Source organism: Caulobacter sp. FV2ye17ST, assembly GCF_058680955.1.
The window spans coordinates 2,062,301-2,075,712 of record NZ_CM178727.1; the positions used below are offsets into that span (position 1 = coordinate 2,062,301).

Below are 13,412 nucleotides of genomic sequence, written 5' to 3' on the forward strand. Positions count from 1 at the left end.
TGCCGCAGGTCGGCGGTCGACGCCTTCCTGATGGCGACACGCGGGACAACGAGGTTCCGCGCAGGCCTGAGAGGGCCGCCGACGGTGACGTAGTCGTCGGTATGGAATGGACAACGACGTCCGGAGAGATCGCACACGCGGTCTCGCCGGGCGTTTTTTTTTGGCCTTGGGGGATTGAGGCAATGAAAAATCTGCGAGGAATGCTGCGGTGCGGGACGGCTTTCTGCGCCCTGACGTTGGGTGGAACGGCCTGGGCCCAGGAAGCTCCGGCTCCCGCCGCGCCGACCGCTGAAACCACGGTCGAGGCCGTCGCCGAGCCGGCCGTCGAACCTCCGCCGCTCGCGCCGCCGCCGACCATCAGCGACCAGATCGCGGCCGGCAAACTGATCCTGGAGGTCCGGGCTCGCTACGAGACCGTCGACCAGACCAAGACCGCCACGCTGAGGAACGACGCCTCGGCCTTCACCGTCCGCACCCGTTTCGGGTGGGAGACCGCCGAGTTCCAGGGCGTCAAGGCGCTGGTGGAGTTCGAGGACGTCCGGCAGGTCGGCGAAGAGCACTATGCCGTCAACGTACCCGGCGTCGCGACCGCTCCGTTGAACGGCGCCGACAAGGCCCGCTATCCGGTCGTCAACGACCCCGATGTCACCGAGCTGAACCGCGCCCAGCTCACCTGGACGCCCAGCGCGGCCCTGCAGGTCACCGCCGGCCGCCAGCGCATCCTGCTGGATGACCAGCGGTTCGTCGGCAATGTCGGCTGGCGCCAGGACGAGCAGACGATGGATGGCTTGCGCGCCGACGTCGCCCTGGGCCGGTTCAAGGCGACCTACGCCTACGTCACCCACATCAATCGCATCCTCGGTGAGTTGAAGGACTGGGACAGCGACAGCCATCTACTGAACGCGACATGGTCCCCCGCCGAGGCCTTGAGGCTGCAAGGCTTCGTCTACGCCCTGGACTTCGGCAACTCTGCGATCAACTCGTCGCTCACCAAAGGGGTGAAGGTCTCGGGCAAGACCTGGGTCAACCTGTTCCAACTGGCCTACAACGCCACCTACGCCCAGCAGTCGGACTATCACGGCAATACACCCAGCTTCGACCTGGCCTATTGGGGTGGCGACGTCGCGGCGACCTTCGACATCTACACGGTGAAAGCGGCTTACGAGTCGCTTGAAGGCGATGGCGCACGCGGCTTCACCACGCCTTTGGCCACAGTTCACGCCTTCCAGGGATGGAGCGACGCCTTCGTCTCGCCGGGCGGCAACAAGAGCTTCGTCGACGGCATTGAGGACGCCAACCTCACCTTCAACGCCAAGCCCCGGTTCAAGCGGACCTACTGGTTCAACACCGACGTTCTGGTCCGCTACCACGACTTCAACGACCAGAAGACGGGTGCGGACCTGGGTCGCGAGTGGGGCGTCCAGCTGACGGCCGCGATCAATCCCAAGCTCTCGATCCAGTTCAAGTACGCCGACTTCAAGCGCGAGACGACCGTGCCGCTGGGCACGGCGGCGCCGCCGCCGTCGCGGACCAAGGGCTGGATCACCCTCGAATACAAACTCTAAGCCCCAGCGGGATCTGAAGATCATGACCAAGACCGACAAGACCATCGCCGGCTCTGAGATGAGCCTCACCCGCCGCAACGCCCTGGTGGGCGCGGCCGCCACCGTCGCCGCCGTCAAGGCCGCCTTTCCGGCCGGGGCCCACGCCGCAGGCATGGCCCCCGAAGTCGCCAAGGCTCGCCTGGGCTTCATCGCCCTGACGGACTCCGCCCCGGTGATCATCGCCAAGGAGCGAGGCCTGTTCGCCAAGCACGGCATGCCCGATGTGGAGGTCCTCAAACAGGCCTCCTGGGGCGCCACGCGCGACAACCTGGTGCTGGGATCCGAGCGGGGCGGTATCGACGGAGCGCATATCCTGTCGCCCATGCCCTATCTGATGACCACGGGGGCGATCACCGGCGGCGCGCCAACGCCGATGTATGTGCTGGCCCGGCTCAACACCAATGGTCAGGGCATCTCGGTCGGCAACGATCTGAAGGCGGTCAAGGTTGGCCTCAACAGTAGCGGGGCCAAGGCCAAGTTTGCCCAGCTGAAGGCCTCAGGCAATATCGCCAAGGTGGCGATGACCTTCCGGGGCGGCACGCACGACCTGTGGGTTCGGTACTGGCTGGCGGCTGGCGGCATCAACCCCGAGACTGACGTCTCGACGATCGTGATCCCGCCGCCGCAGATGGTGGCCAACATGAAGGCCGGCACCCAGGACGTGTTCTGCGTCGGCGAGCCGTGGAACGGTCAGCTGGTCAACCAGAAGGTCGGTTACACGGCTTGCCTGACCTCGGAACTGTGGATGAACCACCCGGAAAAGGCGCTGGGCATGCGCGCCGCCTGGGTCGACAAATATCCCCGCGCCGCCCAGGCCATCACCGCCGCTGTCCAGGAAGCGGCCATGTGGTGCGACAAGGCTTCCAACCTGCCGGCTATGTGCTCGATCGTTTCGGGTCGCCAGTACATTAACGTGCCGATGGGCGACATCCTGCCCCGCCTGCAGGGCACGGTGGACTACGGCGACGGTCGGACCCTGAAGAACTCGCCGCACCGGATGAAGTTCTGGGCCGACAATGCCAGCTTCCCGTTCAAGTCGCATGACCTGTGGTTCCTGACCGAGGATATCCGCTGGGGTGTCTTGCCGCAGAAGACCAACACCCAGGCGCTGGTGGGCAGGGTCAATCGTTCGGACATCTGGCGCGCCGCCGCCAAGACCATCGGCCAGACCGGTCCCGCCGGCGACAGCCGCGGCGTCGAGCGGTTCTTTGATGGCAAGGTGTTCGATCCGGCCAATCCGGGCGCCTACCTAGCCAGTCAGCCGATCAAGAAGCTGGTTTAGGGGCGCGGTGATGACCTTTCCCAAGCCCTCCTTTTCACCAGCCGAGCCTCTGGCCAGCGCCGCAGGCGAGGTCCAGGCGTCGGCGGGTTCGCTGTCGCCTGTCGATGAGGTTCGCGCCTCGCGCCTGTCCGAACTTGGACGCCAGGCTCGCGCTGTCTCGGCGGCGGTCATCCCGCCGGCTCTGATGCTGCTGGTTCTGATGGGGCTGTGGCAGGTGGCGGCCGGCGATTCCTACACCGGCGTGCCGTCGCCCGGGCGGATCTGGACCGAGTCCAAGGACCTGATCACCGACCCGTTCTTCGATAATGGCGGGGTCGACAAAGGGCTCTTCTGGCACGTGCTGACCAGCCTCAGCCGGGTCGGCGTTGGCTTTTCGCTGTCGGCGATCTGCGGGATCATGCTGGGCGTACTGATCGGCGCCAATCGCTGGGCCCATCGGGGCCTGGATCCGATCTTTCAGGTGCTGCGCACCGTCCCGCCCCTGGCCTGGTTGCCGATCTCGCTGGCCGCCTTTCAGCAGGCTGAGCCTTCGGCCCTGTTCGTGATCTTCATCACATCGATCTGGCCGATCATCATCAACACCGCCGTGGGCGTGCGCAATATTCCGGATGACTATCGCAACGTCGCCCGGGTGCTGCGGCTGTCGCCGACCGAGTATTTCTTCAAGATCCTGCTGCCGGCCACCACGCCCTACATATTCACCGGTCTGCGCATCGGCATCGGCATGAGCTGGCTGGCCATCGTCGCCTCCGAAATGCTGCTGGGCGGCGTCGGCGTCGGCTTCTTCATCTGGGACCAGTACAATTCCGGGCGGATTTCCGACATCGTCGTGGCGCTGGCCTGGGTCGGTCTCACCGGCTTCTTCCTCGACCGCATCGTCGCCTTTATCGGGCGCATCGTCTCGCGCGGCAGCGCGCTGAGCTGAAGGATCACCAGCATGCCCAAGGCCTATCTTTCCATCGAAGGCGTCGGCGTCACGTTCCAGAAGGGCTCCGCCCGCTCCGAAGTGCTGCGCGACATCAACCTGCAGGTCGATCAAGGCGAGTTTGTCTCGATCATCGGCCACTCCGGTTGCGGCAAGTCCACCCTGCTCAATGTGGTGGCCGGGCTGATCCCGGTGACGACCGGAGCGGTGATCCTTGATCGCGAGTCGGTCGAGGCGCCCGGGCCGGAGCGGGCCGTGGTGTTCCAGAACCATTCGCTGCTGCCCTGGCTGTCGGTGCAGGAAAATGTGCGGCTGGCGGTCGACAAGGTGTTCGCCGGCAAGAAGTCGGCCGCCGAGCGCAAGGACTGGACGCTGCACAATCTGGACCTGGTCAAGATGACCCACGCCCGCGACAAGCGGCCGTCGGAGATTTCGGGCGGCATGAAGCAGCGCGTCGGCATCGCCCGGGCCCTGGCGATGCAGCCTAAGGTCCTGCTGCTGGACGAGCCGTTCGGGGCCCTGGACGCCCTGACCCGCGCGCATCTGCAAGACAGCGTCATGGAAATCCAGACGGCGCTGAAGAACACGGTGTTGATGATCACCCACGATGTCGACGAAGCGGTGCTCTTGTCGGATCGTATCGTGATGATGACCAACGGCCCGCGCGCCACGATCGGTGACATCCTGCCCGTGGATCTGGCGCGCCCTAGAGACCGGCTCGGGGTTGCCGAGAATCCCGCCTATGTCCAAGGCCGAGCGGCGGTGATCGAGTTCCTCTACGCCCGGCGAGCCGCGTAGCTGCTCAGCAAACAGGCGCTGGCGGCGCCTGTTTGCTGAGCGATTGTGCGACGCCGTGAACAGCGGCGTCGCGGGTGCGAAGGCGGGTGACACCCCGCCGTTCGTGCCGCCCAATGAGATCAGGCCTTCGGACAACGACGTTCGTGGCTGCAAGAGACGACCGCTCGGATGCGGTCACCGCATGGGCGCAGGCGCCCCTCTCGCAGACCGCATTCCGAGGCACAGCCATGAATCTCCGCGAATTTGCCAAGGTCGGCCACGCTCCGACCCTGTTCGCCGCCTTCCTCTATTTCGACCTCAGTTTCATGGTCTGGGTGATCCTGGGCCCGCTGGGCGTGGCGATCGCCAAGGACTTCAACCTCGATCCCGCCCAAAAGGGCCTGATGGTCGCTGTGCCGGTCCTGGCCGGCGCGCTGCTGCGACTGGTCAACGGAGTCCTGGTCGATCGCATCGGTCCCAAGAAGACCGGCATGATCGGTCAGCTGATTGTGCTGACCGGTCTGGCCCTGACCTGGGCGGTCGGGGTGCATAGCTACAACCAGGTCTTGGCCCTGGGCCTGATCCTGGGCGTCGCTGGCTCATCCTTCGCTGTCGCTTTGCCTCTGGCGTCGCGCTGGTATCCGCAAGAGCACCAGGGCCTGGCCCTGGGCATCGCCGGCGCGGGCAATTCGGGTACGGCGCTGGCGGCGCTTTTCGCGCCCGTGCTCGCCAAGACCTATGGCTGGCAGAACGTCATTGGTCTTGCGGCGATCCCTCTGGCGGTCGCCTTCGTCATCTACATGCTGATGGCCAAGGACGCGCCCGAGCAGCCCGAGCCCAAGAAGCTGGCCGAGTATCTCGACGTCCTGAAGGTCCCGGACGCCTGGTGGTTGATGCTCCTCTACGCCGTCACCTTCGGCGGCTTCGTGGGGCTGGCCTCGTCGCTGACCATGTACTTCAACTCCGAATATGGCCTCGACCCGGTCATCGCCGGCTTCTTCACGGCCGCCTGCGTCTTCGCCGGCTCGTTCATCCGTCCCGTCGGCGGCGCCCTGGCCGACCGGCATGGCGGCGTGCGCACCCTGACCGTGGTCTACGCCCTGGCCGCGATCGGTCTGGCGGTGGCCAGCTTCCAACTGCCCTCGGCCTGGCTGGCCCTGGCGGTGCTGATGTTCTCGATGCTGGCCCTGGGGGCCGGCAATGGCGCGGTGTTCCAGCTGGCGCCGCAGCGCTTCCGCAAGGAGATCGGCGTCATGACCGGCCTGATCGGCATGACCGGCGGGATCGGCGGCTTCTACCTGGCTTCGACGCTTGGCATGGCCAAGAAGGTGACCGGTTCCTACCAGCTCGGCTTTCTCGGTTTCGCCGCCCTGGCCCTGTTCGCCCTCTTCGCCCTGCACGGTCTGAAGGCCCGCTGGCGGGCGATCTGGCCGACCCTGCACGCCGACGCTCGCCCCGTGCGCGTCTGATCCTGACCTCTGAGAAATGAGCAACGCCATGAGCAAAGCCCACACTCGGGAACGTCTGGTCGTCATCGGCAACGGCATGGCTGGCTGCCGAGCGGTCGAGGAAGTCCTCAAGCGCGATCCCGACCGCTACGAGATCGCGATCTTCGGGACCGAGCCCCGCGTCAACTACAACCGCATCATGCTGTCGCCGGTGCTGGCGGGCGAGAAGACCTTCGAGGACATCGTCATCAATGACGAGGCCTGGTATCGCGACAATGGCATCGCCCTGCATGCGGGCCGCGCGGTCGTCGAGGTCGATATCAAAGTCAAGGCGGTGCGAGCCGAAGGCGGGCTTTCGCTCGCTTACGACAAGCTGATCCTGGCCACGGGCTCCGATCCCTTCCGTCTGCCCTTGCCAGGTTCCGACCTGAAAGGCGTGGTGACCTTCCGCGATCTGGATGACGTCGAGGCCATGGTCGCGGCCTCGGCCAAATCCGGCGCCCGCGCGGTGGTGATCGGCGGCGGCCTGCTGGGTCTGGAAGCAGCCTACGGCCTGGCCCGGCGCGGCATGGCCGCCACGGTCGTCCACCTGATGGACGTGCTGATGGAACGCCAGCTGGACGAGAGCGCCGGTTTCCTGCTGCGCGAGGCCCTGCTCGAGCGCGGCGTCGAAACGGTGCTGGGGGCTCATTCCGAGGAGATCGTCGGTCAGGACGGTCAGGTCGCCGGCCTCAAGCTGAAAGACGGCCGTATCCTGCCGTGCGATCTGCTGGTCATGGCCGTCGGCATCCGTCCCAACGCTGCCCTGGCGCGCGAGGCGGGTCTGGCCGTCAATCGCGGCGTGGTGGTGGATGACACCATGCGCACCTCCGATCCGGCTGTGTTCGCGGTGGGCGAATGCGCCGAGCATCGGGGCAATTGCTACGGCCTTGTCGCGCCGATCTGGGACATGTGCCGCTCGCTGGCCCTCTCGTTGACCGACGGGGAGGGGGCTTATGAAGGCTCCGTCCTCTCTACTCGCCTGAAGGTCTCGGGTGTCGATGTGTTCTCGGCCGGCAAGTTTTCCGGGGGGGAGGGCTGTGAGGACATCGTGTTCCGCGATGCCGGGCGCGGCGTTTACAAGCGCGTGGTCATCGAGGACGGCAAGGTCGCCGGCGCGGTGCTGTTCGGCGACGCCGCCGACGGCGGCTGGTACTTCGACCTCATGCGGGCCGGGACCATGGTCGCCGACATTCGCGACACCCTGATCTTCGGTCAGGCCATCACGGAGGGTTTGTCCGGCCTGGACCCTAATGCGGCCGTTGCGGCCATGCCCGATACGCAGGAAATCTGCGGCTGCAACGGTGTCTGCAAGGGTTCGATCGTCTCGGCCATCACCAGCCAGGGTCTGACGACCCTGGATGACGTGAAGGCGGTCACCAAGGCTTCGGCCTCGTGCGGCTCTTGCACCCCGCTGGTCGAGCAGGTGCTTAAGCTCACCCTGGGCGATGACTTCAAGGCCCAGGTCGGCCCCAAGCCGATGTGCAAATGTACGCACCATCCGCACTCGGCCGTCCGTGAGGCGATCCTGGCTCAGGACCTGAAGTCCATGCCGGCGGTGATGCAGGCCATGGAATGGACCACGCCCGACGGCTGCTCGTCCTGCCGTCCGGCCCTGAACTACTACCTGTTGTGCGCCTGGCCCGCCGAGTACCGCGACGACAAGCAGTCGCGCTACATCAACGAGCGGGTCCACGCCAACATCCAGAAAGACGGCACCTACAGCGTTGTGCCGCGCATGTGGGGCGGCATGACGACGCCCGACGAATTGCGGGCCATCGCCGATGTCGCCGACAAGTTCGCCATTCCGGCGGTCAAGGTCACCGGTGGCCAGCGCATCGATCTGTTGGGCGTCAAAAAGGACGATCTGCCGGCCGTCTGGGCCGACCTGAACGCCGCCGGCATGGTCAGCGGCCACGCCTACGCCAAGGGCCTGCGCACGGTGAAGACCTGCGTCGGCAGCGACTGGTGCCGGTTCGGCACCCAGGACTCCACGGGCTTGGGGATTCGCCTCGAGAAGTTCCTTTGGGGCTCGTGGGCGCCGGCCAAGGTCAAGCTGGCGGTGTCAGGTTGCCCCCGCAACTGCGCCGAAGCCACCTGCAAGGACTTCGGCGTCGTCTGCGTCGACAGCGGTTACGAGATCCATATCGGCGGCGCGGCCGGCCTGCACATCCAAGGCACCAAGGTGCTGACCCATGTCGCCTCGGAGGACGAGGTGGTCTGGGTCATTGCCGCCGCCATGCAGCTCTACCGAGAAGAAGGCTGGTACCTGGAGCGCGTCTACAAGTGGATGGCGCGCGTGGGTCTGGAGACCATCCAAGTCCAGGTCACCGATCCGGACCAGCGCAAGGCCCTCTACGACCGCTTTGTCTTCTCGCAGCGCTTCGCCCGCATCGACCCCTGGGCCGAGCGCGTGGCCGGTCGCCACAACGAGGAATTCACCCCCATGAGCCGCCGGATGGAGTTCGCCCCCGCATGAACGCCCCCGTCAAAGAGCCGGTCTGGATCGACGTCGGCGCGGTGACCGATATTCCCCGTCGCGGCGCGCGCCGCGTGACCAGCCCGCGCGGCGACATCGCCATCTTCCGCACCGGCGATGGCGAGGTCTTTGCGCTGATGGACACCTGTCCGCACAAGGGCGGGCCGCTCAGCCAGGGTATTGTCCACGGTCGCGCCGTGGCCTGTCCGCTGCACAACTGGTCGATCGACCTGGCCACCGGCGAGCCAATGGGCGCCGACAAGGGCAAGGGCTGCACGCCCGTCGTGCCGCTGGAGGTTCGCGACGGCCGCCTGCTGCTGAGCCTGGCTCTGGTCGAGGCCGATGGCTGACGGCGGCGCCGCCCTTTCGGTCAAGACCGCTTGCCCCTATTGCGGCGTCGGCTGCGGCGTCGCCGCTGTCGTGACCGCCGACCGGGGCGAGAACCGGGCGGTGTCGGTGGCGGGTGACCCGACCCATCCGGCCAATCTGGGGCGCCTCTGCTCGAAGGGTACGGCGCTGGGCGCCACCGTCAGTCTCGAAGGTCGGCTTCTGGAGCCGACGATCGGCGGACGCGTCGCCAGCTGGACCGAGGCGACAGCTCTGGTCGCCAAACGCTTTGGCGACACCATCGCCAAATACGGTCCTGATAGCGTGGCCTTTTATGTCTCCGGCCAATTGCTGACCGAGGACTACTACGTCGCCAACAAGCTGATGAAGGGCTTCATCGGCTCGGGCAATATCGACACCAACAGCCGGCTCTGCATGGCCTCGGCCGTCGCGGCTCACAAACAGGCCTTCGGCGCCGACCTGGTGCCCGGCTGCTATGAAGACCTCGATCTGGCTGACCTCGTTGTATTCAGCGGCCACAACGCCGCCTGGACCCATCCGGTGCTCTATCGGCGCATGGAGGCGGCCCGGGCGCGCGGCCAGAAGCACGTGGTCATCGATCCGCGCCGCACCGACACTGCCGAGGGCGCCGATCTGCACCTGGCCATCGCGCCGCAGAGCGATGTGCGCCTGTGGACCGGCCTGCTGGCCGACCTGATCCGGCGCGGCGCGATCGATCGCGACTATATCGCCGCCCATGTAAACGGCTTTGACGCGGTCGAGGCGGCCCTGGGCGAACTCGACCAGTCGCCCCAGGCGGTCGCCGCCGACTGCGGTCTGGCGCTGATCGACCTGCTGACCTTTTTCGATCTGTTCGCCGCCCATCCCAGGACGGTCAGTCTGTTCTCGATGGGGGCAAACCAGTCAGCCCAGGGCGTGGCCAAGGGGCTGTCGATCCTCAATGTCCATCTGGCCACAGGCCGCATCGGAAAGCCCGGGGCCTGCCCGTTCTCGATCACCGGCCAGCCCAACGCCATGGGCGGCCGGGAAACCGGCGGCATGGCCAACACCCTGGCCGGCCACATGGACTTCGAGCCGGCCGATCGAGATCGCGTCGCCCGCTTCTGGGGCGCGCCCGACACCGCCCGCAAGCCGGGCCTGAAGGCCGTCGACATGTTCGAGGCGGTGCATGACGGCCGGATCAAGGCGATCTGGGTGATGGCCACCAACCCGGCCGTCTCGATGCCGGACGCCGGCCGGGTGCGCGAGGCCCTGGCCAAGTGCCCGTTCGTGGTCGTCTCCGACTGCATCGCCGACACCGACACCAGCGCCTTCGCCCATGTGAAGCTGCCGGCCCTGGCCTGGGGCGAGAAGGACGGCACGGTCACCAATTCCGAACGTCGCATCTCGCGTCAGCGGCCCTTGTTCGTCGCGCCGGGCAAGGCCCGCGCCGACTGGAGGATCATCGCCGAGGTCGCCGTGGCCATGGGCCATGACGGCTTCGGTTGGTCGAGTCCCGCCAGCGTGTTCCGCGAATGGGCGCGCCTGACGGCCTATGAGAATGACGGCCGCCTTCTCGACCTTTCGGGTCTGACCAGCATCGATCCGGACGGCTATGCCGGCCTGAAGCCGATGCAGTGGCCGGTCAGAGCCGACGGGCAGGGCGCGCCGCGTCTGTTTGTCGACGGCCGTTTTCAGACCCCTGATACTCGCGCCCGGATGATCCCGACCCGTCCGAAGGGGCCCGCCGACGCCGTCAGCGACGCCTATCCGCTATCACTCAATACGGGCCGCATCCGCGACCAGTGGCACACCATGACCCGTACGGGTCTCGCACCCGACCTGTGCCGCCACGCGCCCGAGCCCTTTGTCGAGATGCATCCGGTCGACGCCGAGGCCGCCGGCGTCAAGGACGGGGTTCTGACCCGAGTCCTGACCGCGCGTGGCGAAGCCGTCGTCATTGCCAGGGTCACCGACCGGCAACGCCCCGGCGACCTGTTCATGCCCATGCACTGGACCGCCGCCTTCGCGCCGTCAGGGCGGTCCAATGGCCTGATCGCGCCAAATATCGACCCAATCTCCGGTCAGCCGGAATTCAAGCACACCCCCGCCCGGATCCGCGCCTATCGCGAAACCTGGAAGGGCTTTTTTCTCTCGCGCGACAGCCTCAGCGCGCCTGCTGGCCAGGATCTTGTGTGGCGACGGATTCCGCAGGAGGCCTGTCAGCAGCATGAGTTCGCGGGGCGCGGCGACCAAGCCCAACGCGAGGTCGTCCGCAAGGTGCTGTCAAAGAGACTGGTCGGCGAGTTGGTGGCCTATGAGGACGCCGGGTCCGGTTCGCGGCGCGAGGCCTGGGTCCGCGACGGGCGATTGGCGGCGGTGCTGTTCATGACCACCAGCGGAGCCCTGCCGTCGCGTGACTGGCTGGCCGAGCTTTTCACCGCGCCGGTGCTGGGCGCCGAGGCGCGCTCGGCCCTGCTGTTTGGCCGCCCACCCGGCGCGCCCGTCGACAAGGGCGCTTTGGTCTGCGCCTGCCTGAAGGTGGGCGCCAAGACTATCCAGGCCGCCATCGCGGCCGGCGCCGTCAATCCAGACGCTGTGGGCGAGGTAACCGGGGCGGGGACCAATTGCGGCTCCTGCCGGCCCGAGATCGCCCGGATGATCGCCGCTTCCCTCAAGCTCGCCAAGGAGACCGTCGATGTCGCATGACCCCAAGGCCGGCTGTGTCCTGCTCGTCGGCGCAGGCCCTGGTCCCGTCGATCTGATGACGTTGCGCGCGGTGCGGGCGGTCGAGAGCGCCCAGGCCCTGCTGTACGACGCCCTGATCTCCGAGGAGGCCATAGCTCTCGCGCCGCCGGGCTGCATCCGCATCGAGACCGGCAAGCGCTCCGGTCGTCCCAGTATGAGCCAAGACGCCATCAATTGCCTGGCTTTGCGCCTGGCGCGTAGAGGTTTGAGGGTCGTGCGCCTCAAGGGCGGCGATCCGTCGATCTTCGGACGCGTCGGCGAAGAGGCCGACTATCTGAGGCGCTTCGGGATCGCGGTCGAAGTGGTGCCAGGGGTAACAGCCGCTTGCGCGGCGGCGGCGCAGTTCGGCTTCCCCCTAACCCATCGTGGCCAGGCCCGGCGAGTGATCTTCGCCACCGCGCGGGTAGAAGGCGCTGGCGCGGTCAGCGACTGGCAGCTGGGCGCCGATCCCGAAGCCACCTTGGCCATCTATATGGGCGGTGAAGCGGCGTCTTCTCTGGCGCTCGCACTTCTTCTGCAGGGGAGGTCTCCAACAACGCCGGTCGCGATCATGGAGAGCGTCGGTGGACCGAACGCCAAGCTGACGGCTGCGACCCTTCAGGAGCTTGCCCAATTCGGAGCCTCGACGTCGGGTGGCCCGCTTCTGATCGTCATCGGCGAGGTTGTCTCCGGTGTCGGAGAGGCTGTGGTCCATGAGGCGCCGAAGAGGGCGTCCGCTTGAGTGGCAGGCGGATGTCCGTGTTGGCTGTGAGCTGAACGTCGTGTTCCTGGGGTGGTTCGAGAGTCTGCTCCTGGCGCGAACTCGCCACGGAAGCCGCCATCGGTCATGGCCGCGAGAGGGATCGAACTTGGCTCGCTGAGTGCGGCCCATGATCGCGACGGGCTTCCCTGCAATTATCCACCAGTGCCGCAACCTCGCTCCGGGTCCCGCCGCGAGACGGCGAAGTAGTCCTCACTTTAAGCCTTGGCCAACGCGCTGGCCGCCTTGCCGTCATACTGGCCGCCGAAGCTCGTCTTCAGGTGGGCCATGATCGTCCCGACGTTGGCGTCGGGGTTCTTGGCCCTGAAGTCGCTGATGACCTCGCGCAGTTGCGCTTCCGTCATCTGCTTTGGGCCATACGAGGTCAGTATCGCCAGCTCGGTTTCAGCCGCCCTGGTCCGCTCATCCACCTTCGCCGCATCGCCTCCGGCTTCGATCAGACGCGCGCGTTCGGTGGCGAGGTTCTCCAGCGTCAGCTTCGTGTTCTTCAAGAACTTAGCGACGGTTGCGACGACCTTTTCGTCAGTGACTTCCGTCACGCCGCGCTTGAATTCTTCGGTCGTGATCTGCGTAGCTTCGCCGATCAATGTGGTCAGCAGGTCAGCCTTCAGACGGTCGCTCAGCTTGCGCGCGGCGAGTTGGTCAGCTTTGAGCTCGTCGAGTAAAGCCATGTGGTCGTCCTTCCAATTCACTGCGCCTCGATTGCGCCGCACTGCGTGGCAACGTCAACATCCTGGGAGCACGCCAATGTCCGCTATTGGCGCGCAGCAGACTAGGTACCCGGATGACAAATCGGGAGAGCCCGCGTTATTCTATGATCATGCCCGATCGCCATTTGGCCCATGTAAGTCGTTCGGCCGGCCCAAACCGCAAACAGCGGCCGGCCTCGGCCGAGACTATCGAACTGGGGAAGGTTTTAGACGAGGCGCGCCGTGACCACTTAGAAGGCCGGGCGCTGACGGGCGACGCCGCTAAGGAATTTCTGAGGGCAACCCGTTGCCGGGCCTTCGCAGCTTATCCTGC

Annotated in this window: 10 protein-coding genes; 9 read left to right on the plus strand and 1 reads right to left on the minus strand. The window is 66.3% G+C overall.

Annotated features, from left to right (window positions below):
• Positions 1–182 precede the first annotated feature (182 nt).
• The 9 genes from ACW17V_RS10000 to cobA all read left to right on the plus strand — a co-directional run bounded on the left by ACW17V_RS10000 (position 183) and on the right by cobA (position 12,350).
• The gene (locus ACW17V_RS10000; RefSeq protein ID WP_492108661.1) at positions 183–1,565 is read left to right on the plus strand and encodes an alginate export family protein; all 1,383 of its coding nucleotides are present in this window, start codon (positions 183–185) and stop codon (positions 1,563–1,565) included.
• A 22-nt stretch (positions 1,566–1,587) separates the two neighbouring features.
• The gene (locus tag ACW17V_RS10005) at positions 1,588–2,886 is read left to right on the plus strand and encodes a CmpA/NrtA family ABC transporter substrate-binding protein (RefSeq protein WP_492108662.1); all 1,299 of its coding nucleotides are present in this window, start codon (positions 1,588–1,590) and stop codon (positions 2,884–2,886) included.
• Between the two features lie 10 nt (positions 2,887–2,896).
• Entirely contained in the window at positions 2,897–3,811 is a 915-nt protein-coding gene (gene ntrB, locus ACW17V_RS10010) for a nitrate ABC transporter permease (RefSeq protein ID WP_492108663.1), read from the plus strand.
• A gap of 12 nt (positions 3,812–3,823) precedes the next feature.
• The gene (locus ACW17V_RS10015; RefSeq protein WP_492108664.1) at positions 3,824–4,609 is read left to right on the plus strand and encodes an ABC transporter ATP-binding protein; all 786 of its coding nucleotides are present in this window, start codon (positions 3,824–3,826) and stop codon (positions 4,607–4,609) included.
• Positions 4,610–4,836: 227 nt separating this feature from the next.
• On the plus strand, positions 4,837–6,057 hold the full coding sequence (locus tag ACW17V_RS10020) for a nitrate/nitrite transporter (RefSeq protein WP_492057329.1): 1,221 nt from the start codon (positions 4,837–4,839) through the stop codon (positions 6,055–6,057).
• Between the two features lie 28 nt (positions 6,058–6,085).
• Complete coding sequence (gene nirB, locus ACW17V_RS10025; protein ID WP_492108665.1) at positions 6,086–8,554, plus strand: nitrite reductase large subunit NirB; 2,469 nt, start codon at positions 6,086–6,088, stop codon at positions 8,552–8,554.
• Complete coding sequence (gene nirD, locus ACW17V_RS10030; RefSeq protein ID WP_492108666.1) at positions 8,551–8,904, plus strand: nitrite reductase small subunit NirD; 354 nt, start codon at positions 8,551–8,553, stop codon at positions 8,902–8,904. The genes nirB and nirD overlap by 4 nt, the downstream gene beginning before the upstream one ends.
• Entirely contained in the window at positions 8,897–11,590 is a 2,694-nt protein-coding gene (locus ACW17V_RS10035) for a nitrate reductase (RefSeq protein ID WP_492108667.1), read from the plus strand. Before nirD ends, ACW17V_RS10035 begins: the two co-directional genes overlap by 8 nt.
• Positions 11,580–12,350 (plus strand): uroporphyrinogen-III C-methyltransferase, encoded by a 771-nt coding sequence (gene cobA, locus ACW17V_RS10040; protein ID WP_492108668.1) that lies wholly within the window; start codon positions 11,580–11,582, stop codon positions 12,348–12,350. Before ACW17V_RS10035 ends, cobA begins: the two co-directional genes overlap by 11 nt.
• 236 nt (positions 12,351–12,586) lie before the next feature.
• On the opposite strand, the gene ACW17V_RS10045 is transcribed toward cobA, so the two are convergent.
• Positions 12,587–13,060 (minus strand): GatB/YqeY domain-containing protein, encoded by a 474-nt coding sequence (locus tag ACW17V_RS10045; protein WP_492108669.1) that lies wholly within the window; start codon positions 13,058–13,060, stop codon positions 12,587–12,589.
• Between the last annotated feature and the right edge of the window lie 352 nt (positions 13,061–13,412).

Bases quoted from the DNA above. Each gene is read 5' to 3' on its own strand.
- ACW17V_RS10000 (WP_492108661.1), top strand. From the start codon at position 183: ATGAAAAATCTGCGAGGAATGCTGCGGTGCGGGACGGCTTTCTGCGCC.
- ACW17V_RS10005 (WP_492108662.1), top strand. From the start codon at position 1,588: ATGACCAAGACCGACAAGACCATCGCCGGCTCTGAGATGAGCCTCACC.
- ntrB (WP_492108663.1), top strand. From the start codon at position 2,897: ATGACCTTTCCCAAGCCCTCCTTTTCACCAGCCGAGCCTCTGGCCAGC.
- ACW17V_RS10015 (WP_492108664.1), top strand. From the start codon at position 3,824: ATGCCCAAGGCCTATCTTTCCATCGAAGGCGTCGGCGTCACGTTCCAG.
- ACW17V_RS10020 (WP_492057329.1), top strand. From the start codon at position 4,837: ATGAATCTCCGCGAATTTGCCAAGGTCGGCCACGCTCCGACCCTGTTC.
- nirB (WP_492108665.1), top strand. From the start codon at position 6,086: ATGAGCAAAGCCCACACTCGGGAACGTCTGGTCGTCATCGGCAACGGC.
- nirD (WP_492108666.1), top strand. From the start codon at position 8,551: ATGAACGCCCCCGTCAAAGAGCCGGTCTGGATCGACGTCGGCGCGGTG.
- ACW17V_RS10035 (WP_492108667.1), top strand. From the start codon at position 8,897: ATGGCTGACGGCGGCGCCGCCCTTTCGGTCAAGACCGCTTGCCCCTAT.
- cobA (WP_492108668.1), top strand. From the start codon at position 11,580: ATGTCGCATGACCCCAAGGCCGGCTGTGTCCTGCTCGTCGGCGCAGGC.
- ACW17V_RS10045 (WP_492108669.1), bottom strand. From the start codon at position 13,060: ATGGCTTTACTCGACGAGCTCAAAGCTGACCAACTCGCCGCGCGCAAG.